This window comes from Streptomyces sp. NPDC107559, assembly GCF_055657365.1.
The window spans coordinates 336,947-358,469 of sequence record NZ_JBVKBD010000006.1 but is presented as its reverse complement, the minus strand read 5'-3'; the positions used below and the strand labels follow the sequence as shown (position 1 = coordinate 358,469).

20 protein-coding genes and 1 pseudogene are annotated in these 21,523 nt (G+C 70.8%); 12 read left to right on the top strand and 9 right to left on the bottom strand.

Translation table 11 applies throughout. The features are described 5' to 3' along the window. Positions 1 to 2: 2 nt before the first annotated feature. The 5 genes from hypB to hypE all read left to right on the top strand — a co-directional run bounded on the left by hypB (position 3) and on the right by hypE (position 5,988). Positions 3 to 899, top strand: a complete 897-nt coding sequence (gene hypB / locus ACZ7OY_RS20810; protein ID WP_471912722.1) for a hydrogenase nickel incorporation protein HypB — start codon at positions 3 to 5, stop codon at positions 897 to 899. Beyond that, positions 896 to 3,397: a carbamoyltransferase HypF gene (gene hypF, locus ACZ7OY_RS20805; RefSeq protein WP_471912721.1), complete on the top strand. Its 2,502-nt coding sequence runs from the start codon at positions 896 to 898 to the stop codon at positions 3,395 to 3,397. Before hypB ends, hypF begins: the two co-directional genes overlap by 4 nt. A gap of 98 nt (positions 3,398 to 3,495) precedes the next feature. After that, entirely contained in the window at positions 3,496 to 3,813 is a 318-nt protein-coding gene (locus ACZ7OY_RS20800; protein ID WP_471912720.1) for a HypC/HybG/HupF family hydrogenase formation chaperone, read from the top strand. Beyond that, positions 3,810 to 4,934: a hydrogenase formation protein HypD gene (hypD, locus tag ACZ7OY_RS20795; protein ID WP_471912719.1), complete on the top strand. Its 1,125-nt coding sequence runs from the start codon at positions 3,810 to 3,812 to the stop codon at positions 4,932 to 4,934. Before ACZ7OY_RS20800 ends, hypD begins: the two co-directional genes overlap by 4 nt. Then, positions 4,927 to 5,988 (top strand): hydrogenase expression/formation protein HypE, encoded by a 1,062-nt coding sequence (gene hypE / locus ACZ7OY_RS20790; protein WP_471912718.1) that lies wholly within the window; start codon positions 4,927 to 4,929, stop codon positions 5,986 to 5,988. The genes hypD and hypE overlap by 8 nt, the downstream gene beginning before the upstream one ends. A 112-nt stretch (positions 5,989 to 6,100) precedes the next feature. On the opposite strand, the gene ACZ7OY_RS20785 is transcribed toward hypE, so the two are convergent. Continuing rightward, on the bottom strand, positions 6,101 to 6,733 hold the full coding sequence (locus ACZ7OY_RS20785) for a DUF6629 family protein (protein ID WP_471912717.1): 633 nt from the start codon (positions 6,731 to 6,733) through the stop codon (positions 6,101 to 6,103). An 84-nt stretch (positions 6,734 to 6,817) separates the two neighbouring features. On the opposite strand from ACZ7OY_RS20785, the gene ACZ7OY_RS20780 reads away from it, so the two are divergent. Continuing rightward, a complete protein-coding gene (locus ACZ7OY_RS20780) occupies positions 6,818 to 7,120 on the top strand; it encodes a DUF4177 domain-containing protein (protein ID WP_471912716.1) in 303 nt (100 codons plus the stop codon). A gap of 101 nt (positions 7,121 to 7,221) precedes the next feature. Here the strand turns inward: ACZ7OY_RS20780 and ACZ7OY_RS20775 are convergent, their stop codons facing one another. Next, positions 7,222 to 8,436, bottom strand: coding sequence for a GDSL-type esterase/lipase family protein (locus tag ACZ7OY_RS20775; RefSeq protein WP_471912715.1), 1,215 nt, complete (start codon positions 8,434 to 8,436; stop codon positions 7,222 to 7,224). A 155-nt stretch (positions 8,437 to 8,591) separates the two neighbouring features. Between ACZ7OY_RS20775 and ACZ7OY_RS20770 the strand changes: the two genes are divergently transcribed. Continuing rightward, positions 8,592 to 9,062 carry a VOC family protein gene (locus tag ACZ7OY_RS20770; RefSeq protein WP_471912714.1) on the top strand — a complete coding sequence of 157 codons (471 nt, stop codon included), beginning with the start codon at positions 8,592 to 8,594 and terminating at the stop codon, positions 9,060 to 9,062. Positions 9,063 to 9,584: 522 nt separating this feature from the next. Further along, the gene (locus ACZ7OY_RS20765; protein ID WP_471912713.1) at positions 9,585 to 9,857 is read left to right on the top strand and encodes a hypothetical protein; all 273 of its coding nucleotides are present in this window, start codon (positions 9,585 to 9,587) and stop codon (positions 9,855 to 9,857) included. 68 nt (positions 9,858 to 9,925) lie between these two features. On the opposite strand, the gene ACZ7OY_RS20760 is transcribed toward ACZ7OY_RS20765, so the two are convergent. Further along, positions 9,926 to 11,707: a serine/threonine-protein kinase gene (locus ACZ7OY_RS20760; RefSeq protein ID WP_471912712.1), complete on the bottom strand. Its 1,782-nt coding sequence runs from the start codon at positions 11,705 to 11,707 to the stop codon at positions 9,926 to 9,928. A 257-nt stretch (positions 11,708 to 11,964) separates the two neighbouring features. On the opposite strand from ACZ7OY_RS20760, the gene ACZ7OY_RS20755 reads away from it, so the two are divergent. Then, on the top strand, positions 11,965 to 12,714 hold the full coding sequence (locus ACZ7OY_RS20755) for a hypothetical protein (protein ID WP_471912711.1): 750 nt from the start codon (positions 11,965 to 11,967) through the stop codon (positions 12,712 to 12,714). Between the two features lie 480 nt (positions 12,715 to 13,194). On the opposite strand, the pseudogene ACZ7OY_RS20750 reads toward ACZ7OY_RS20755, so the two are convergent. Next, positions 13,195 to 13,572: pseudogene (locus tag ACZ7OY_RS20750) on the bottom strand (transposase family protein); the annotation flags it as partial. A 201-nt stretch (positions 13,573 to 13,773) separates the two neighbouring features. On the opposite strand from ACZ7OY_RS20750, the gene ACZ7OY_RS20745 reads away from it, so the two are divergent. Next, positions 13,774 to 14,973, top strand: coding sequence for a calcium-binding protein (locus ACZ7OY_RS20745; protein WP_471912710.1), 1,200 nt, complete (start codon positions 13,774 to 13,776; stop codon positions 14,971 to 14,973). Positions 14,974 to 15,770: 797 nt separating this feature from the next. Here the strand turns inward: ACZ7OY_RS20745 and ACZ7OY_RS20740 are convergent. Further along, complete coding sequence (locus ACZ7OY_RS20740; RefSeq protein ID WP_471912709.1) at positions 15,771 to 16,505, bottom strand: GNAT family N-acetyltransferase; 735 nt, start codon at positions 16,503 to 16,505, stop codon at positions 15,771 to 15,773. Between the two features lie 250 nt (positions 16,506 to 16,755). On the opposite strand from ACZ7OY_RS20740, the gene ACZ7OY_RS20735 reads away from it, so the two are divergent. Together ACZ7OY_RS20735 and ACZ7OY_RS20730 are read left to right on the top strand one after the other, a co-directional pair. Next, entirely contained in the window at positions 16,756 to 17,073 is a 318-nt protein-coding gene (locus tag ACZ7OY_RS20735; protein WP_471912708.1) for a hypothetical protein, read from the top strand. Positions 17,074 to 17,154: 81 nt separating this feature from the next. Further along, the gene (locus ACZ7OY_RS20730) at positions 17,155 to 17,628 is read left to right on the top strand and encodes a hypothetical protein (RefSeq protein WP_471912707.1); all 474 of its coding nucleotides are present in this window, start codon (positions 17,155 to 17,157) and stop codon (positions 17,626 to 17,628) included. Between the two features lie 90 nt (positions 17,629 to 17,718). Here the strand turns inward: ACZ7OY_RS20730 and ACZ7OY_RS20725 are convergent, their stop codons facing one another. The 4 genes from ACZ7OY_RS20725 to ACZ7OY_RS20710 all read right to left on the bottom strand — a co-directional run bounded on the left by ACZ7OY_RS20725 (position 17,719) and on the right by ACZ7OY_RS20710 (position 21,500). Beyond that, on the bottom strand, positions 17,719 to 18,057 hold the full coding sequence (locus ACZ7OY_RS20725; protein ID WP_471912706.1) for a hypothetical protein: 339 nt from the start codon (positions 18,055 to 18,057) through the stop codon (positions 17,719 to 17,721). A 176-nt stretch (positions 18,058 to 18,233) separates the two neighbouring features. Further along, a complete protein-coding gene (locus ACZ7OY_RS20720) occupies positions 18,234 to 18,758 on the bottom strand; it encodes a hypothetical protein (RefSeq protein ID WP_471912705.1) in 525 nt (174 codons plus the stop codon). Positions 18,759 to 19,064: 306 nt separating this feature from the next. Next, on the bottom strand, positions 19,065 to 20,510 hold the full coding sequence (locus tag ACZ7OY_RS20715) for a glyceraldehyde-3-phosphate dehydrogenase (protein WP_471912704.1): 1,446 nt from the start codon (positions 20,508 to 20,510) through the stop codon (positions 19,065 to 19,067). An 81-nt stretch (positions 20,511 to 20,591) separates the two neighbouring features. Continuing rightward, positions 20,592 to 21,500: an EamA family transporter gene (locus ACZ7OY_RS20710; RefSeq protein WP_471912703.1), complete on the bottom strand. Its 909-nt coding sequence runs from the start codon at positions 21,498 to 21,500 to the stop codon at positions 20,592 to 20,594. Between the last annotated feature and the right edge of the window lie 23 nt (positions 21,501 to 21,523).

Below are 21,523 nucleotides of genomic sequence, written 5' to 3'. Positions count from 1 at the left end.
CCATGTGCCGCGTGGTCGACCTGAGGCAGGCCGTACTGGCCAAGAACGACGCGGGCGCGCAGACCCTGCGCGCCGAACTGACCGCGCGCGGGACCGCGGTCGTCAACATCCTCTCCAGCCCCGGCAGCGGCAAGACCGCCCTGCTGGAACGCGAGCTGCTGCTCGCGCGCGAGCGGTCGGTGCCCGTCGCGGCGCTCACCGCCGACCTCGCCACCGAGAACGACGCCGTACGGCTCGCCCGCTCGGGCGTACCGGTCAAGCAGGTCCTCACCGACGGCCTCTGCCACCTGGAGTCCGCGATGCTCGCCGGGCACCTGCGCGGCTGGCTGCCCGACGACACCCGGCTGCTGTTCGTGGAGAACGTCGGCAATCTCGTCTGCCCCGCCTCCTACGACCTCGGCGAGACGCTGCGCGTCGTCCTCGCCTCCGTGACCGAGGGCGAGGACAAGCCGCTGAAGTACCCCACCGCCTTCGGCCTCGCCCAGCTGGTGGTCGTCACCAAGACCGACCTCGCCGAGGCCGTCGACTTCGACGAGGCCGCGTTCCGCGCGCATGTCGAGCGGGTCAACCCCGGCGTCGAGGTGGTGCTGACCTCCGCACGGCACGGCCGGGGGGTCGGCGCCATGCTGGACCGGGCGCTGGCGGCGGCGGACGGCGCGCCCCCGCACGTCCCGGTCATGGCCCGCACAGCCGACGCGCACACCCACGCCCACGCCCACGAGCACCCGCTGCCGGAAGGCCACACGCACGAGCACCCGCCCGGTTACAGCCACAGCGACAGCCACAGCGACAGTCACAGCCACAGCCACAGCCACAGCGACAGTCACAGCCAGGTCGGCACCCACGCCCACGCCCGTCCCGGCACCCACGCCGACGCCGTGCCCCGCACCCACCCGTGAGCGCACCACCGACCGCGCCCGCACGCGCCGGCGACCCGCCGCAGCGCCGCCGCGTCACCGTCCGCGGAGTGGTCCAGGGCGTCGGCTTCCGGCCCTACCTCTACACCCTCGCCACCGCGCTCGACCTGACCGGCCATGTGACCAACACCCCGGAGGGTGTCGTCGCCGAGGTCGAGGGGGCACCCTCGGCGGTCGCCTCCTTCTGCGAGCGGATCGCCGCCCAGGCGCCACCGCTGGCCCGGGTGGAGTCCGTCGACCACCAGGAGGTGCCCGCCAGCGGCGGCGGCGCGTTCACCATCCTGGCCTCCCACACCGACGGCCCCGCCCGCACCCTGGTCTCGCCCGACACCGCCACCTGCGCCGACTGCCTGCGCGAACTGGCGGACCCGGCCGACCGCCGCCACCGCCACCCGTTCGTCAACTGCACCCACTGCGGGCCGCGATTCACGATCGTCACCGGGGTGCCGTACGACCGGGCACACACCACCATGGCGGACTTCGCGATGTGCGCCGACTGCGCCCGGGAGTACGCCGATCCGGCCGACCGCCGCTTCCACGCCCAGCCGGTCGCCTGCCCCGCCTGCGGGCCCCGGCTGCGCCTGCTCGTCCCGGCGGGGACTCCCGGCGGCCCGCCCCGACCCGCCCCCGGGGCGGACCCGGTGGCCGACGCCCGTGGACTCCTGGCGGCCGGAGCCGTGCTCGCGGTGAAGGGCCTGGGCGGCTACCACCTGGCCTGCGACGCCACGAACCCCGACGCGGTCGCGGCGCTGCGCCGCCGCAAGGCGCGCGGCGACAAACCGTTCGCCGTCATGGCGCGGACGGTGGACGACATCGCGCACCTCGTGAGGGTGGGACCCGAGGAGCGGGCCCTGATCGAGAGCGCCGCCCGGCCCGTCGTACTGCTGCGTCGGCGTACCGTGCCCCACGCGCAGCCGGAGTCGGGTGCGCTGCGGCCGGCCGCCGCCGTCGCGCCCGGCAGCCCGGACCTCGGCGTGCTGCTTCCCTACACGCCCGTGCACCATCTGCTGCTCGGTCTGCCCGGCGACCCCGACGGACCCCGGCTGCTCGTCATGACCAGCGGCAACGTGGCCGGTGAGCCGATCGTCACCGACGACACCGAGGCGCTGCACCGGCTGGCGCCGCTGGCCGACGCCTGGCTCACCCACGACCGGCCGATCCAGGTGCCGTGCGACGACTCCGTCGTACGGATCTGCGACGGCGAGCCGCTGGTGATCAGGCGCGCCCGCGGCTACGCGCCGCTGCCCGTGCCGCTCCCGGTGCCCGTGCGGCCCGCCCTCGCCGTGGGCGGCGACCTGAAGAACGCGTTCTGTCTCGGCGAGGACCGCAGGGCCTGGCTGTCCGCGCACATCGGTGACATGGACGACCTGGGCACCCAGCGGGCCTTCGAACGGGCCACGGTCCAGCTGGAGTCGATCACCGGGGTGCGGCCGGGACTGCTGGCGGCCGACCGGCATCCCGGCTACCGCTCGGCCGGCTGGGCCGAGCGCAACGCGCGCGGGCGGGCCGTCGTACGCGTCCAGCACCACCATGCCCATATCGCCGCCGCCATGGCCGAACACGGGCTGGACGGCGGCCGCCGGGTGATCGGCGTCGCCTTCGACGGCACCGGACACGGCGACGACGGCACGGTCTGGGGCGGCGAGATCCTGCTCGCGGACTACGACGGCTTCACCCGGTTCGGTCATCTCGCCCCTGTCCCGCTGCCCGGCGGCGACACCGCCGTACGCCGCCCGTACCGCATGGCGCTCGCCCATCTGCGTGCGGCAGGCCTCGCCTGGTCGGCCGACCTGCCCTGCGTCGCCGTCTGCCCGGATGACGAACTCCGAGTACTGGAGCGTCAGTTGGCGCGCGGTCTGAACTGCGTCCCCACCTCCAGCATGGGCCGGCTCTTCGACGCCGTGTCCTCGCTCCTGGGGGTGTGCCACCGGGCCGGTTACGAGGCTCAGGCGGCCGTCGAGCTGGAGGCGGCCGCCGTAGGGGCGTCCGAAGAGGACACCGGCGCCTACGCGTTCGCACTGCGCGCCCGGAGACCCGACGAAGGCCCGTACGGCATGGACGGCCCGTACGGCATGGACGGCTCGTACGGGTCCGACGACGGTGGTACGGGCGATGGCGGCCCGGACGGCGACGGCGTGCTGCACGCCGATCCCGCGCCCGTCCTCGCGCGCATCGTCGGCGAATTGCGGGCGGGCGTGGACACCGGTCTCGTCGCGGCCCGTTTCCACCGGGCGGTGGCGGCCCTCGTGCACGCGGTCTGTGTCCGGGCCCGCGCCCGGCACGGGCTCGACACGGTCGCCCTGACCGGCGGGGTGTTCGCCAACACCCTGCTGTCCTCGGCCTGTTCCGCCGCCCTGCGCGCGGACGGCTTCACGGTCCTGCGCCACCGCCTGGTCCCGCCGGGCGACGGCGGACTGGCGCTCGGCCAGCTCGTGGTGGCCGCCCGCGTCAGGGACCGGCCCCACGACGCCTACGGGTGACCGACCGCCCGCACCGCCGGACGGACAACTGCCCGACGGCACTGGACACATGCCCGGCAGCACGGGCGACGCGAACGACCCACAGCGAGGAGAGGCCCATGTGCCTGGCGGTACCCGGCCGAGTGCTGGACATCGAGGAACGCGACGGCACCCGGATGGCCAGCGTCGACTTCGGCGGCGTGGTCAAGGAGGTGTGCCTGGAATACCTGCCCGACCTCCAGGTCGGCGAGTACGCCATCGTCCACGTCGGGTTCGCCCTGCAACGGCTGGACGAGGAGTCGGCGAAGCGGACGCTGGAGCTCTTCGCCACTCTCGGCATGCTCCAGGAGGAGTTCGGCGACCCCTGGGAGGCGGCGGCGGGCGGGGCCGCGCCGACCGAGGCCGGCGGGCACGTCATCGAGGAGACACGGAAGTGAAGTACATCGACGAGTTCCAGGACCCCGGGCTGGCCCGCAGGCTCCTCGACGACATCCATGCCACGGTGACCCGGCCGTGGGCGCTGATGGAGGTGTGCGGCGGACAGACCCACACCATCATCCGCCACGGCATCGACCAACTCCTGCCGGACGAGGTCGAGTTGATCCACGGGCCGGGCTGTCCCGTCTGCGTCACCCCGCTGGAGGTCATCGACAAGGCGCTGGAGATCGCCTCCCGCCCCGAGGTGATCTTCTGCTCCTTCGGCGACATGCTGCGGGTCCCCGGAACCGGACGCGACCTGTTCCAGGTGCGCGGCGAGGGCGGCGACGTACGCGTCGTCTACTCGCCCCTCGACGCGCTGCGGATCGCGCAGCAGAACCCGCACCGCCAGGTGGTGTTCTTCGGCATCGGCTTCGAGACGACGGCGCCCCCCAACGCCATGACGGTCCATCAGGCCAGGAAGCTCGGCATCCGCAACTTCAGCCTGCTGGTGTCGCATGTGCGGGTGCCCCCCGCCATCGAGGCGATCATGCGGTCCCCGAGCTGCCGGGTCCAGGGCTTCCTGGCCGCGGGTCACGTGTGCAGCGTGATGGGCGTGGGGGAGTACCCGGAGCTGGCCGAACGCCACCGGGTGCCGATCGTCGTCACCGGGTTCGAGCCGCTGGACATCCTGGAAGGGATCCGTCGTACCGTCCGCCAGCTGGAACGCGGCGAACACACCGTGGACAACGCCTACGCCCGCGCCGTCCGCCCCGAGGGCAACGCGGCCGCCCGGGCCATGCTGGAGGACGTCTTCGAGGTCACCGACCGCGCCTGGCGCGGCATCGGCGTCATCCCCGACAGCGGCTGGCGGCTGTCCGAGAAGTACCGGGCCTACGACGCCGAGCACCGGTTCGCCGTCACCGGCATCCGCACCCTCGAACCGGAGGAGTGCCGCAGCGGCGAGGTCCTCCAGGGACTGCTCAAACCGCACGAGTGCGAGGCCTTCGGCACCCTGTGCACCCCGCGCACCCCGCTCGGAGCCACCATGGTCTCCAGCGAGGGCGCCTGCGCCGCGTACTACCTCTACCGGCGACTGGACATCCCCAACGCTGCCCGGGAGGCGAGCCCCGTTGTCTGAGATCACCCTCGACCCCGAGACCTGGTCCTGCCCCGCCCCGGTGCGCGACAGGCCCCGGATCGTCATGGGCCACGGCGGCGGCGGGGCGCTCTCCGCCGAGCTGGTGCGGGACATCTTCGCGCCCGCCTACGGGGGCGCGGTCCTCGCGGGCATGGGCGACGCCGCCGCGCTCACCCTGGGCGGCGTACGGCTGGCGTTCTCCACCGACACCTTCGTGGTGCGGCCGCTGTTCTTCCCCGGCGGCAGCATCGGCGACCTGGCCGTCAACGGCACCGTCAACGACCTCGCGATGAGCGGTGCCCGCGCCGCCTACCTCTCCTGCGGGTTCGTCCTGGAGGAAGGCGTCGAGCTGGAGGTGGTCGACCGGGTGGCCAAGGCCCTGGGTGCCGCGGCGCGGGCCGCCGGCGTCGAGGTGGCGACCGGCGACACCAAGGTGGTGGAGGCGGGCCACGGCGACGGGATCTTCATCAACACCGCGGGCATCGGGCTCATCCCGGCGGGTGTGGACCTGCGGCCGCAGCGGGTCGTGCCCGGCGACGTCGTGATCGTCAGCGGCGGGATCGGCGTCCACGGAGTGGCGATCATGAGTGTCCGGGAGGGTCTGGAGTTCGGCGTGGAGCTGGAGAGCGACTGCGCGGCGCTGGGCCCCCTGGTCGAGGCGATGCTCGCGGTCACCCCGGACCTGCATGTGCTGCGCGATCCCACCCGCGGCGGACTGGCGGCCGCGCTCAACGAGATCGCGGCGGCCTCCGGCACGGGCGTGGTCCTCCGGGAGCGCGACCTGCCCGTCCCGCCGGCCGTGGCCAACGCGTGCGCCATCCTGGGCCTGGACCCCATGTACGTCGCCAACGAGGGCAAGCTGGTCGCCTTCGTCCCGCGCGAGAGCGCCGACGCGGTCCTGACGGCGATGCGGGCCCACCCGCTGGGCGCCGACGCGGCGATCATCGGCGAGACCGTCGAGGAACACCCCGGCATGGTGGTGGCCCGCACCCCGCTGGGCGGCACCCGCGTGGTCGACCTGCCGATCGGGGAACAACTGCCGCGGATCTGCTGACGCGGGGCCGCCGTCACCGGGTGGCGCCCGGCCGTCGAGGGGCCACCCGGTTCCGTGCTCCCGCGCACGGACGGCGGGTACGTGACCTCGTACCGCACCGGTGTCCCGGTGGTCACCCGCGCGCGGCCACCGCCCGGGCCGGGCGGGCGCGCACCCAGCCGAACACCACCACCGAGCACACGGCCGCGAGGGCGCACCAGGTCGAGACGAACTCCAGGCGCCACAACGCCCAGCAGACCGACGCGCCGACGCCGACCAGGACGCCCAGCACCAGCAGCCGCCGGTCGCCGGACAGCAGCAGCGAGCCCACGGTGGCCAGCAGGTAGCCCGCGACGAGCACGGGCGCGTGGGACAGACCGACGACGTAACCGACCGTGTGACCGCGGATCTCGGCCGTCACGGTTCCGGTGGCCAGGGCGTACCCGAGCGCCGCGGCGGTGAGCACCCCCGCGGCGAGGGGCAGGACCAGGCGTCGGCGGGCGGTCGGCGAGGCGGCGCACAGCACCGCGACCGGCATCCACAGCGCCAGCAGGGGCATCGCGATGACGGCCCAGACGACCGTGGCGGGTCCGCCGCCCCCGCCCGAGTGCCAGACCACCGCCTCCACGAGCTGATGCGCTCCGAGCAGCAACGGCAGTGCGGCCAGCGGCAGTTCCCGGATGTCACGCACTCGTGCCACGCAGGCTGCCCCGACCGCCGCGACCGCGGTGCCCGCCACGAGGTCGGCCGTCGCGCTCCAGCACATCAGGCCACCCCGGCTTCGTCGTCGGGTCCGTGCACTTCGCCGCAGGCCACGTTGTGTCTCTCCCCGGTGGAGGCGGGGGCGCCGGTGACCGGCGCCCCCGAGGATGATTGGCTGGCCCAGGCCACCACACCACAACCCGGCACCGCCGGACCGCAGGAGGACTTCGCCACCATGAGCACCCCCTACACGTACGAGTACAAGGTCGTCACCTTCCGGGAGTCGCTGATCGGCGACGCGCTGGACAGCGACAAGCTGGAGAAGGTCCTGAACAAGCACGCCGAGGACGGCTGGGCCCTGAAGGCGATCACCGCCGCCGACGTCAAGGGTCGCATAGGCCCCGGAGCGGTCGAGGGCCTGCTGCTGACCCTCGAGCGTCCGCGCGGCTAACAGCCCCTGAAATCAGCATGGTTGGACCAGCCCCCGGCGGTCGGCGTGACACGAACGCCGACCGCCGACTGTCCCTTTGATCGACGCATTTTGACGAGACGTCAGTCGCTCTCGGGGGCGAACGGTCCGTCGGTGCCGAAGGCCAGCTCGGCGAAGCGCTCGCCGATGCGCCGGTGGGCGGCGGGGCCCGGATGCAGCAGGTCGGGCAGCGGCAGCTCGGCGAAGTCCGCCTCGCCGTACAGGTCGAGACCGTCGAGATGGTGCAGATGAGGGTCGTCGGCCGCCCGCGCGGCCGTGATCCGGGCGAGTTCCTCCCGGATGACCCGGAGCGTCAGTTTCCCGGCGGCCCGCTCCGCGGGATCACCGGCCGCCCGGAACGTCATCCCGCCGTCCTTGAAGTCCGGGAAGGTGGGCCCCGGAGTGTCCTCGTGCAGGGGGCAGTGGATCGGGGAGACGACCAGCAGCGGCGTGGTCGGGTGCCCCTCGCGGACGGTGTCGAGGAAGCCGTGGACCGCCGGGGTGAAGGCACGCAGCCGCATCAGGTCGGCGTTGACCAGATTGATGCCGATCTTGACGCTGATCAGGTCGGCGGGGGTGTCGCGCAGGGCGCGGGCGGTGAACGGGTCGAGCAGGGCGCTGCCGCCCAGCCCCAGGTTGACCAGCTCCACACCGGCGAGGGAGGCGGCGAGGGCGGGCCAGGTCGTGGTGGGGCTCTCGGCGTTGGAGCCGTGGCTGATCGAACTCCCGTGGTGCAGCCACACCTTGCGGCCCCGGTCGACCGCCGGCTCGACGGGCGCGTCCGTGCGTACGGCGATCAGCTCGGTGATCTCCGTGTACGGCAGCCAGATCTCGATGTCCTTCTCGCCGGAGGGCAGTTCGCCGAACCGGACACTGCCGACCGGTCCGGGCCTGGTCTCCCGGGTGCCGGTGGCCATGTCCACGCTCAGCACGTTCCCGCCGGACGCGACGGCCCGACCGGCCGGACGGCCGTCCACGAGAAGGTCGTACACGCCGTCCGGCCGACTCGGCAGGCCTGGATATTCCATCTTGGTCGGCAGAACGTCCAGCTCGACGGCGGTGGCCCGGGTGCGGAACACCAGCCGCACGCCGGACGGCTGCGCCTCGGCCATGGCGAGCTGCTCGTCGGAGCACTGCGCACGGGCGCGGGCGGGCAGCCGGTGCGGGAGCAGGCCCCGCTCGGTGCGTTCCAGTTCGAGGGCACCGCGTACGAGCTCCGCGGTGACAGGTGTGGTGATCCAGTCCGTCGCCCGCCCTGTCGCGGCGGATCCGGTGAAGTCGTCGCGTTCGGTGGTCATGATCGCAGCGTGCCAACCGGACCCCGGCTTCCGCAAATGTCTGCGGTGCGGCGAAGTCGTCCGCTCCTCGACCAGCCGGCGAACCACCGATGAGTTCTGCCGACCGTGCACGTCTACAGGACGTACGCCATCGAAACGCAGACTGGAGACCCACCATGACCACTCCCGCCCACGCAGGCCGCATGCTGTTCGTGAACATGCCCGTGGCGGACCTCGAACGCAGCAAGGAGTTCTTCGCGAAGCTCGGATTCGGCTTCAACCCGAAGTTCACCGACGAGACCGCCGCCTGCATGCTGGTCGGCGAGCATGCCTTCGTCATGCTGCTCACCCGCGAGAAGTTCGCGGAGTTCTCGAAGCTGCCGATCGCCGACCCTCGCACGCACGCGCTGGCGCTGTACTGCTTCAGCGCGTCGTCCCGCGCCGAGGTCGACACGGTCAGCGCCGCCGCACTCGCGGCGGGCGCCACCGAGGTGGACGGCGCGGAGGACTACGGCTTCATGTACTCGCGCAGCTTCTTCGACCTCGACGGCCACGGCTGGCAGGTCATGTGGATGGACCCGGCGGCGGTGGAACAGGGCCCCGAGGCATTCGCGGCCGGCACGCAGGACGCCGTCGCCTCGGCCTGACCCGCCACCGCGTAGGGCGGGTGGTCGTGCCGCACGGCTTCGGCCTGGGGCTGGCGTTGGTGAGGTTGTTGAGGGGTGGGCTTTCGCCACGAACACGGACACGGCCAACCCGGGCACGCTTCAGGCGTACGCCATCTGCGCACAGGTAGTGAAGACCTCGGTCCTCACGACCCCCTGACGCCGACCGCTCCAGCGGGCGGGAACCACGCGACACGGAACCATGCATGCTCGTCCGACGAGAACGGGGCCCAGCCGGGAGACCACGGCTGGGCCCCGGCGGCGCGCGAAAGTCTCGCGGGCATGAGCTACGAGCCGGCTGTCCGGGAAGGCGAGAGACCAGCGGACGACTCGACCGCCGGCCGAGTTTCAGAGACTTCCACGCCCGCTACATCGACTCGGATACCGACCCCCGCCCACCGAGGGCATCGCGGCCTGTGCCGCCGGGCCCCTTGAGCGCCGGTGCGATGTGACCGAGCACGTCCCCCGGTCGGCCGGCCCCTTCAGTGGTGGCAGTCTGGCCCCATGAGTAGGACGACAGATCCCGGTAATCCGAACGACCTTCAGGTCGGCGACGTCTATGAGGACTGCTCGTTCCACCCGGTCCTGTGCACTGCGGTCGATGAGGTAGGGGGTGTGGTGCTCAGTGGTGTCTCGCTCATCGACGGCACCTTCCCCCGCTCCTGCGACGCTCTGCACTGCGGTCCCATACGGATCCGCGTCGAGGACGTCATGGCCATCAAGCAAGACTTTGACGGCTACGCCCGTCGGCGGAAGCAAGAGCTACGGATCTCGTAGAGGATCTCGCACTGAGCGGCGGGCCTGACGATGTCCGTCATGCCTGAGATGCGCTACCCGGGTCGTTATTAGGAGCCGCACAGGGAGACGACCTTCTGCTCCTCCTCCGAGAGGCTTGGGCCGGGTGTGGGAGTGGCTGCGGCGCCCCCGGCCCCGCCCTGGCTCTCGGCCTTCCGGCGTTTGCTCTCCTTCTTGCAGGCGGAGGCCTGCACGGACAGTTGCTGGACCTTCCTCCGGGCGTTCGGCAAGTCGCCCTCCGTGATCGTGTTCTCGACCAACTTCTGCTGGTAGGGCGGCAGGTACCTGAGTTCGATCTCGGGATGGTCGTTCTCGACCTTCGACAGCGACATCCAGGCCAGGTCCTGTTCGATGCCGCGGTAGAGCGCGACGTGGTCGCCGTTCGCGCCGACGTAGTACTGGGTCTGCGTCCACTGGTAGCAGCCGATGAGGCCGCCGACGAGGACCGTGAGGCCGATGCCGAGCGGGATCACGTTCTTGAGCGGCCAACGGATGCGGAGGCGTCGGGCGGCGGGCGCCGGGACCGGAGCAGCGATGTCCGGCGGCCTGGCAGGCGCAGGCGGGATCCACGGCAGGCCTGTCGGTGCAGCGGCTGCCGTGGACGGGGCAGGGGTGCGGCCGAGTGGCTGGAGTGCGGGGTCCGGTGCGGGAGGTTCTGTCGGGCGGGGAGGGGTGCTGTCGGGGACGGGCGGCGGGAGCGGACGGGGTTGTCGGGGCTCGCCGGGGGTGTGGTGTGTCCCGGGTGCTGCCGGGGCGGCAGCCGCAGTCGGCGGTGAGCGGTGGGGCAGGTCGCTCGACGACGGCGGGGGTGGCCACGGTGGTGCGGAGGCATCCGGGGTCCCGGGTAAGGGACGGCGGGGAGTCTCGGGCTGTGCGGGACCCGCATTCGGCGGTGTCGGAAGGGTGTGGGGGACGGGGGCGGAGGCGTGCTCTTGGACGAACCGGGCGACCTGGGCGGGCATCCAGCCGGGCTCGGTGAGCGCCGGTGAGGCGGTGGAGGCTCGGCTGTCCTCGTCCGCGCCGTCCCTGCTGGTGAGTTGGTCGAGAAGGTGGGCCACGGTGGGGCGCCGCTCGGGCTGTTTGTCCAGGCAGGCGGCCACCACCTCGCGCAGTTCGGGCGGGAGGGCCGCCAGGTCGGGCGGTTCGTGGACGACGCGGTAGTGCAGGGCGTGCGGAGTGCCGGTGCCGAACGGGCCGACCCGGGTGGCGGTGCAGGCCAGCAGTACGCCGAGAGAGAAGACGTCGCTGGCCGGCCCGACCGGCTGCCCGGTGATCTGCTCGGGAGACATGAAGCCGGGCGTGCCGATCGTCATGCCGGTGTGGGTCAGCACGCTGGCCTCGCCGGCCGCCGAGATCCCGAAGTCGATCACACGGGGGCCGTCGGCGGCCAGCAGCACGTTGGACGGTTTGAGATCGCGGTGAACGATGCCGGCTTTATGGATCGCCTCCAGTGCCTCGGCCAGCCCCGCGCCCAAAGCGAAGATCGGCCGCGCCGGCCAAGGACCATGCCTGGCGATCGCCTCCCCCAACGGGATGCCGGGGACGTAGACGGTGGCCAGCCAGGGCGGCGAGCCGTCCGCATCGGCGTCCACCACGCCGGCGGTGAAGGCCCCGTTGACCCGCCGGGCCGCGGCCACCTCACGGGCGAAACGGCGCCGGAAGTCACCGTCCTCGGCCAGCTCGCGGCGCACGGTCTTCACCGCGACCGCACGCCCGCCGGGCGAGCGCGCCAAGTACACCTGGCCCATTCCTCCGGCACCGAGCCGTGCCACGATCCGGTAGCGCCCCACGTGCCGCGGGTCCTCCGGCTCCAGGGCTTTGAACGTTGCCATCCCAGATCCCCCTGTGCCCTGCTCTACGGCCCCCAGACTGTGCCCGTAGATGGCGCATCATTCCCGACATGCCCCCTGATGTTCAATCCAGGATGCAGGCAGACGGCTTGAGAGGTCCCCCGCTTCCCGAAACATGAGGGGCGCCCCACAAGGGACGCACCTGCGAGCTGGTTCACGGCCTGTGCGTTGTCGCGCTCGTCGATGCCCGAAGGGGATGTGCGCGGTCGGAATCGGCGTCGTCTGCTTGGATACCCGAGATGACGACGAGTTCTGCTGTCCCCCGCGCGGACGACGCCGATTCCGACCGCCTGAGGGCCCTGCTGGAGCGTGCCGCGACGGGTCGGGACAGTCAGGCCTGGAGCGACCTTTGGACGGAGCTCTACCACAACGGCTCTCTGGAGGTCGCCCATCCGCTGGTGCTGCACACGCTGGCCGACATGGCGCAGGCCGACCATGCCGACACGGCAGCTTCGGCCCTCCACCTGGCCGGCGCCCTGCTCGTCCAGTCCGACCAGCGATACGAGACCCGGAACCTGCGCCACCAGTACGCACCGGAAGTCGCACGACTGCTGGGCGCCGCGACCCGCTGGCGGCAGGTCACCGTCGACCGGAATGACTACTGCCATCTGATCGAGGCGGTCCTGAACCTGGAGGGCGACATCCACTGGGCGGAGGACTTGATCTGGGGCATCGTCAGCGGCGAATACGAGCTCGAGTGCCCGGACCCAGACGGGTGCGCGTCGCTGTGGGTGATTCTCGGAGAACGGGGCTTCTTCAGTACGGCGGAGGACTACGCCCTCTCCGACGACGACGTCGAGACCTTCCCTCTCCATCCGGCCGATCCCGGCACCCTGGAAGGTCTCGGTCGGCGCCTCCACGACCTTGCCCGGGCCGACGGCCACGAGGAGATCGCGCGCGCCTTGACCCATGCCTTCGGGGAGGCGACCTGCCCGGAGTGTGAGCAGCGCTTCTCCGTCGTCGGGCAGGTCGTCGCCCGTTCCAGCTGAAGACCGCGTCGGGGCTGTGCGTTCTTGAACCCACGACCGCTTCGCCCCGAAGCAACTTGCACGAGGGCACTGCCTGGGGTCGGTGTGCTTCTCGCCTGCGCCGACGGTCCGCGGACGTCCGCGCTCGGCGTTGTCACGCAGTTGGACACGCACCGCTCAACGGTCGATCACGTACAAGGCCGTTGTCGGTGCCGGCCTTTAGGGTCTCAGGCGCGCGGTCGGCTTTCGGGGGTTCCAGCTCTCAAAGGAATGGTTGCATCCCCGGCCTGTCTGGGGGCGGCCCGGAGAATCGTCCGGCACCCAACCGACGGCCGGGCTTTGTCGATGGCCAGGCAGTAACCTGCCGGCGACGGCCGCGCACCACCTCTGTCCCGTGCGATGGCGGGTGCACTCTTTACAACCGTGGTGGTGGGGTCTAGGGCTGCGTTCGGGGGCGTTCACCTGCGTTCAACGGCGGCTCGTCACCAGGCTGGGATCGAAGGGCCGGGTTCTCGGCCTGCCCGGGCCGCGTCGGGGCACGGGGATGCGGGATATCGCCGTCTCGAAAGCGGGGCTTCAAGGGCTTGGCCTGCGGTGACGGTGAAGGCCAGCGGTCGTGTAGCGCCGTCGGCGGCCAGGTGGACCTTGGTGCTCAGCCTGCCGCGGGAGCGTCCAAGTGCGTGATCGGCGGGCTCGCCGGTGCCTGTCGCTGCTTTTGCGTGCGCCGGCGGCGTGCTGGTGGGCCCGGACGACCGTGGAGTCCACCGACATCGTCCAGTCGATGTCGTCGTCGGCGTCCGCCGATGCCAGGACGGCGGCGAAAATCCTCTCCCAGGTGCCGTCGATGGGCCACCTGATCAGCCGTTTGTGAGCGGTCTGTGATCACTAATCGGACAGGCGCATCCGCTCAACTGATCAGCCCATCAAAGAGACACGCGATAGGTGTTGCCGAGGGCGAAGAGTGCAACGCCCGCTGGCCCGTTCGAGGGGCGGCGTGTGGCAAACGGATTCACATCCGTCCGAAGCGCCATGACGTGAGGCAGACCTCCTTCTGCCACCCCTCAGACCAGGAGGTCCTGCATGGCTCGGCTCCTCACGGCCGGCATCGTCTCGGCGGCACTGATCACGCTGGGAACTCCGGCGACCAGCACTGCCGCCGCCCCGCCCACCTGTTTCGGCATTCCCGCGACCCTCACCGGCGCGGGCACCCTCACCGGTACGCCGGGCCGCGACGTCATCGTCGGCTCCGCGGGAGCCGACGTGATCGACGGCCGCGGCGGCAACGACATCATCTGCGGCCGCGGCGGCGACGACCGCCTGATCGGCGGCCTCGGCAACGACAGGATCGACGGCGGTGACGGCAACGACGCGATCCGCGGTGACGTGTCCGTCTTGAGTGGAGACGCCAAGGGCGGCGGCAAGGACGTCCTGTACGGCGGAAACGGTGACGACGACATGGTGGGCGACTCGCAGAGCAACAGTGGCAACGCCGAGGGAGGCGGCAACGACGTCATGTACGGCGGTGGCGGCGCCGACTTCATGGTGGGCGACTCGGAGACCGACGCCAACGGCGACGCCAAGGGCGGGGGCAACGACCGGATCTACGGCGACGACGGCGACGACGAGCACATCACCGGCGACAGCGTCGCACTCGGCGGCAATGCCGAGGGCGGCGGCAGGGACTACCTGGAAGGCGGCAACGGCGACGATGGTTTGCTCGGGGACTCGGCCGCCCCCTTCCAGGGGTCCGCAACCGGCGCGGGCGACGACGTGCTCCGTTCCGGACCGGGTACCGCCGAAAGCATCGTCGGAGACAGCGAAGGCATCGACGGAGTCCATGGAAGCGGTGGCGACGACATCATCGATCTCGGCGCCGACGGCGGCATCTTCGCCATCGGCGACCACAACATCGGCGACCCCGCAGGCGGACAGGCGACGGGGGCGGGCAACGACCGGATCACCGGCGGCACGGCGGACGAACTCCTCTTCGGCGACAGCTCGGTCGGCGACGACTCCCGGACGTTCGCGGGCAAGGACGTGATCGACGGCCGCGGCGGCGACGACCGCCTCTTCGGCGACAACGTGAACTTCGACGGGGACGCGAGCGTCGGCACGGCCGGCGGCCGGGACGTGCTCCACGGCGACGCCGGCAACGACGCCATCTTCGCAGGCCCCGCCAACGATCTCCTGGACGGCGGCGCGAACACCGATTCCTGCGACGGCGAAGCCGGCAACCACGACGTCGCCCTGCGCTGCGAGTCTGTCACCAACGTTCCCTGACCTCAGACCCGCGTGGGCCAGTCGTTGGTTCAAGGGAGTGAGGAACCCGCTCGCGGCGCCGCCCAGCGGCGGTCCGATGATCGTGGTCGTCCCGGCCGTGGACTCGAATCAGGCGTTGGCGACGAGCAAGTCCGACAGCAGCAGCTTCAGAGATGCGCCGGAGGCGGCGCGGAAGGTGACCGAAGATTCGGGTGTCAGCCAACCCGCACCGCGTAGCGCGCGCCTGCTTGCCGCTTGAGGGGGGTTGCCGTCAAAACGCCCCGGACCATCCCGGCCCGGGGCGTTTGCCCTGGTCACGCTTGTGCCCCCGGCAGGATTCGAACCTGCGACACCCGCTTTAGGAGTTCGATCCGGGCCCGGCGTGGTGGGGACTCGCCTCGCGCACTGGCGCCGTACATTGCCGCCGGTTGTCGCCGTCGTCCGTGCTCGTTGATGTCAACGTTGGATGTCAGCGGAGCAGTTGCGGGATCGGGCAGACCTCCAATGGTTCGTCCGGCCGGTCTGCCCAGCTCCACCAGACATGCCGATCGGCACACCGCCATAGCGGCCGGCAGGTCCGCCGACCATCGTCCTCCTGTTTGACGAGCACAAGGCCGCCGGACTTCATGGGCTGGCTGCACTCGGGACAGGCCGGGGCGTCGTCGGTCAGGCGGGGCACCCTAACGGAGCGACCGCTTCGTCCCGAAGCAACTTCGGCAACGAGTTGAACAGGGGACGGGGTGCCATTGACCTGCTTGGACAGTCCGTGGGCGTGTTGCATGTAGGCAAGCATTTCCATGCTTATTCGAACAGCAAGCTCACAGGTGACGCATCCAGACGTTCGGCTCGACATAGATACCGAGGTCGGCACGCCGATCGATGTCGAGTAGGGACAGCCCGTCGGGAATCACGTACGTGCCGGAGGCGGGGAAGCTCAGTCGCGTCCACTCCTCCCACTCCTGGACGGTCCCGGTCATCGTCTGTGAAGCGGGCGCCGGGGTAAGGATGGTGGCCCCCAGACGCTGGTGGGTGCGGATCCACGGGTCGAAGGAGGTGCCGTCCGGACGGGTCCAGGTGGCGTACTCAGTGATCGAGGTAAGTGGGTAACGGTGCTTGGCGGTGGGTCGCACGGGGGCGATCACCTGCGAGAGCCCCCGCTCGGCAGCCAGATCGCGCAGAGCTGTGAGCACCTCGCTGGCCAAGCCGCGCCCGGCGTGTTCCGGAGCGACGATGGCGCCGCAGATCACCAGGGTGTTGGGGGCAGTCCCCTGCTCGCGTCCCTCCACTGCGCGTGCAAGGGATGCTGTATAGCCGTCGGGCAGGCTCGCGGTCTTTCCGTCCCAAGCGAGAGGCACCCCCCAACCGGTGGCGACGGGCGTCCCGTCGTCGAGGACCATGACGTCGAAGTCGGCGAACCATGCCCGTATCCGACCCAGGAGCGGCTTAACGGCGTGGTCGGCAGTGATGAACGGCGGGAACCCCTCGGCAAAGAGAGCATCGAGCTGATGCTGGGGCCAATCGCGGGAGTAGGTGGGGACACGCATCAATGTCATAGCAACTGTGTACACCGAGGCGTTCAGCCCGCCGCGGACGGGATCGCTGTTGGCGCGAGCACGCTGCACTACGCGCTGATGGGCAACACGCGCTTCCGCTCTGCGTAACAGGCACTCACAGTTCTGGTCACCTGCCACCCGATCTGGCGCGGTTGTGGCATGAATGCTCCTCGATGCGATCTATGGGCGGGACGGTCGCTCGGGTCTGCCCTGCTGGCCGGACGGTCATACGGGGCAGCTGGGATACGCCTTGACCGGGCTGCGCAACCGCCCTGAAGGCTTCTGGATCGCGGGGCCCGATCCGCGGGCGGCCCATCACACCTTCACGGGCTCCGTGCCGCTGGAGTCCCTGGCTGCCGTTGCGCTGATGAGCGACGGGGCGATGCGCCTGGTAGACCGGTTCGAACTCGTCACGTGGGACGCCTTGTTCGTAACCCTTGCCGTCTTCGGTCCGGCTGAGGTGATCCGCCAGGTGCGGGAAGCGGAAGCCGGCGACCCCCAGGGCCAGCGGTGGTCACGCGGCAAGGCGCGTGGCGACGCGACCGTTCTGCACTGGCCGTTGGGGTAGGCCGAAGGTCATCGGCGAGTCGGCCTTGCGGCTGCGGTAATGCGGTCGCTGATGGTCTGAAGCGCACGTACATTCACTCCGGTGACTTACGACATCTCGTTCGTACGGGTGCGGCCGGGCCTGTCTCTTCAGGAGACACTCGACCTCCTCAACGCCGACTTCGACTACGACGCCGAGCTGCCCGTGTACCGGCCCTCCGCCGAGGAGCGGGCCGAGTGGAACCGCATCCTGGATCGGGTCTCGCGGGACATCGGATCGGTTGAGTCCGCGGAGTACCTGTACGGCCTGACCCTTGAGACGGTCGGCCCGCCGGGGCGGGTACAGCTCGAATACTGCGGAGACACAGCCCACATCGAGGTGGCATACGGCCGCTCGGGTCCGGAAGCGCTGGCACTCATGGAGCAGGCCTACCGTGTCGCTCGCATCGTCGAGGCGGAGAGCGGCCTGACCGGCCACGACTTCGAAGTGGATCAGTCCACCCGAACGGGCGATCCCGCCAAGGCTGCCGGCCGGCTGAGCCGCGTTACCGACTGGATGCAGAGCCAGTTCGGCTAGCTCCCAAGGTTTTTACAGAGACTCGCCGTTCACCGCCGAGATAGTGATGAAGCGGTGCGAATCCTCCTCAGGCGGTGCCCCTGTCGGCCTCTAGGAGGGCTCCTGCCATACCTCACTCACTGCGGCGATGAAATCAGCCTGGATGTCACGCTGCCACCACGTGTACACAATCGTCTGAGGGTTGACGCCGACTTTGGTCTTCGGGGGATCGGCCCAGCAGCCGAGATGCGCCGGGTCTGCATCCGTGGCGAGGTAGACCCAGCCGTTGAGCCGGAGTGTGGGCGTCCTCGATATGACCTTGACGAGTCGAGGGAACGGAATGCCGCTGCTCTTCGCGCCGCCGATCCTCGGGCCGAGCGCTCGCTTGATCTCGACTCGATCGGGATAGAGCACGGCTCTGCCGTTGAATCCCCTGAAGGTTCGCGGCATCGGCAGTTCCTCCTGAGTGAGGGTGGACCGCCAGGAACCTGGCCACCGCCCGGTCACACCGACAGCATGCACACTGCGGGGTTTCGTCGGCAGGCCCCGGATCGGAACATCGCGTACCTGGAACGAGCCTGCTCGCCGTCCGCCTGCACCTCTACGCCTGCAACCTCGGCAGGCGCTCACTCCCCGTCGGCCAGCGCCGGCACCTCATGTTCAGGGAACAGGCCGCTGGCTCGCATCGCCTCGGCCGCTCGCGGGTCCATCAGGAGGGCGAGTCCCTCGTTCCCGCCCGTGTAGAGGGTGTGGGCACGCAGCGGGCTGCGCCCGGTGGCGAGCAACTGGTTGACGACGGTCAGGGGGCGGACGGTCGACGAGGCCCAGGGATCCCCGCCCTCCCAGTCGTCGGGCCTCACCACCACGCAGCGGATCCCGTTGATCGAGACCGTGTAGTCGGCGACGTCCCGGATCGTCTCGACCTCCAGCGTCACGCCGCAGCGCGCCAGGGCCGGTGCCAGCGTTCGAAGGAATTCCTCGACCCCGCCCTCGGCCAGTTCCTCCCCGTCCGCGAAGAACTCGATCTGCCCGAGGAGAAGGTCGAGGTGCAGCGGATAGCTGCCGGTCACGACGTCGGCCATCGCGGACTCGCGCAGCTCGGCCGGCAGGTGGTCCCACAACCCGTAGCGGTTCAGGGCTTCGGCCAGCACGCGATGTCGCTCGTCACCCCGCCACGGTTCGTCGCCCGAGGCCCTGGACCGAAACCCTCCGGCCGTTTCGCCGTCAGATGTCATGGGCCGACCGTACCGCGATGATCCGACATGTAACGGCCCCTGGCCGCCTCTGTGTTGCGTCTGAACCCGGTATGTGGCTGAGGGCCGCCATCCGTAGTGCGGGTGGCGGCCCTCAGCGGGTGGTCGCGGCGAGTGCCTGTCGGACTGTGCCGGTCAGGTGTTCGCCGCGACCGGCCTGGCCCCCGCTCTCCGACCAGAGAGGGGCCTGGAGTCGGTCGACGTTCAGGCGGCCGGGGCCGGGAAGGTCGGGTACTCGACGCCGGAGACGTGCTGGACGACGCGGATGACCTGGCAGGAGTAGCCGAACTCGTTGTCGTACCAGAGGTAGAGGATCGCGTTGTCGCCGTCGACCTTGGTGGCGCCGGCGTCGACGATCGACGCGTGGCGCGAGCCGATGAAGTCGCTGGAGACCGCGTCGGGCGCCGTGGTGAAGTCGATCTGGCGCTTGAGCGGCGAGGTCAGCGAGACGTCACGGAGGTGGTCGAGGACCTCCTCGCGGGTGGTCTCCCGGCCCAGACGCAGGCTCAGGATCGCGATCGAGACGTCCGGCACCGGCACCCGGATCGAGCTGCCGGTGATCGGCGCCTTCAGGTCGGGCAGCGCCTTGGCGACGGCGGAGGCGGCGCCGGTCTCGGTGATCACCATGTTGAGCGGCGCGGAACGGCCGCGGCGGTCGGCCTTGTGGTAATTGTCCAGCAGGTTCTGGTCGTTGGTGAACGAGTGGACGGTCTCCACGTGGCCGCGCAGCACACCGTACTCGTCGGCCATCGCCTTCAGCGGCGGCACGATCGCGTTGGTGGTGCAGGACGCGCAGGACAGGATCTGCTCGTCCGGCTTGATGGTGTCGTGGTTGACGCCGTGCACGATGTTGGGGACGTCGCCCTTGCCCGGCGCGGTCAGGACGACCTTGTCGATGCCCGGACGCAGGTGCTGCGACAGACCCTCGCGGTCGCGCCAGCGGCCCGTGTTGTCGATGAGGATGGCGTTCTTGATGCCGTACGCCGTGTAGTCGACCTCCGACGGGTCGCCCGCGTAGATCACCTTGATCTCGTTGCCGTTGGCGGTGATGGTGCTGTTCGCCTCGTCCACGGTGATCGTGCCCTGGAACTGCCCGTGGATGGAGTCGCGGCGCAGCAGCGAGGCGCGCTTGACGATGTCCTGCTCGCCGCCCCGGCGCACGACGATGGCGCGCAGCCGCAGACCGTTGCCGGAGCCGGACTTCTCGATGAGCAGCCGGGCGACGAGACGGCCGATGCGGCCGAAGCCGTAGAGGACGACGTCGCGCGGCTCGCGGCGCTCGATCTTGTTGCCGCCGGTGGCGCCGGACACGGCCTCGGAGGTGAACTCCGCGACCGAGAGGCCTCGGTCGTCGGCGCGGTACGTCGCCGCCAGCATGCCGATGTCGATCTGGGACGGGCCGAGGTCGAGCGTGGTCAGCGCCTGGAGGAACGGCAGCGTCTCGGTGACCGAGAGCTCCTCGCCGGCTATCTGACGGGCGAACCGGTGGGTCTTGAGGATGCTGACCACCGACTTGTTGACCAGTGAGCGGCTGTGCAGCAGGACCGTGACGTCCCGCTCCCTGTGCAGCTTTCCGATCATCGGGATCATGGACTCCGCGATCTCCTCGCGGGTCTTCCAGTTCGTGAACGAGTCCTCGTTGACAGTCACAGGTCCATCTTTCGAGCTAGGCAGTGCTCAAATGATAACCCGTGGCTCATTCGAGCTCCGAGCGGGGGTTCGACACCCGGCCTACGGGGGTGAGGTGCGCGGCGTGCGTGGGCGTCCGGCGAGCATGCTGACCGCGTTGGCGACGACGACCGCGCCGATGCCCGCCGTCTCGGCCCAGCCCAGCCGCTGGCCCAGGACGACCAGGCCCGACAGCGCGGCCAGCACCGGATTGACGCTCATGAACAGGCCGAAGGCCTGCGCGGGCACCCGGCGCAGCGTGAACAGGTCCGCGAGATAGGGCACCGCGGACGACAGCACCCCGGCGGCCACCGCACACCCCACGGCGCCCACGGTCGGCGGATGCGCGACGGCGACCACGGCCCCGACGGGCAGGAACACCAGGGCGGACACACCCGCCGCGGCCGCCGACCCCTGCGCGCCGGGGATCCGGCGGCCGACCGTGCGGTTGAGGAGGATGTACGACGCCCAGCAGGCGGCGGCGAGCAGACCGAGCCCCGTCCCGAGGTAGTCCGCGGAGGGCCGGGGCCGCATCAGGACGGCGACACCCGCCGCGGCGACCAGGGCGCAGTACGCGTCCACCCGCCGGCGCGCCGCGGCCAGCGCGATGGCCAGCGGGCCCAGGAACTCCAGCGTCACCGCGAGGCCCAGCCCGATCCGGTCGATCGCGGTGTACAGGGACAGGTTCATCGTCCCGAACACCAGGGCGAGCAGCAGTACGGGCCACCACTGCTCGCGGGTGAAGCCGCGCAGCCGGGGCCGGGCCACCGTCAGCAGGACGGCCGCCGCCACGTACTGGCGTACCGCGACCACACCGACGGGGCCCAGCACGGGGAAGGCGAGGGAACCGACGGCGGCACCGACCTGGTTGGACAGGCCGCTGCCGACCATGGTGCCCACTCCGGCCAGGGAGGCGCGGGCACCCTCGGTGCGGTGGATCTGGGCCGGCGGACGCGGGGGAGCGTTGTGCATACCCCGAGCGTCGGCCAGGCCCC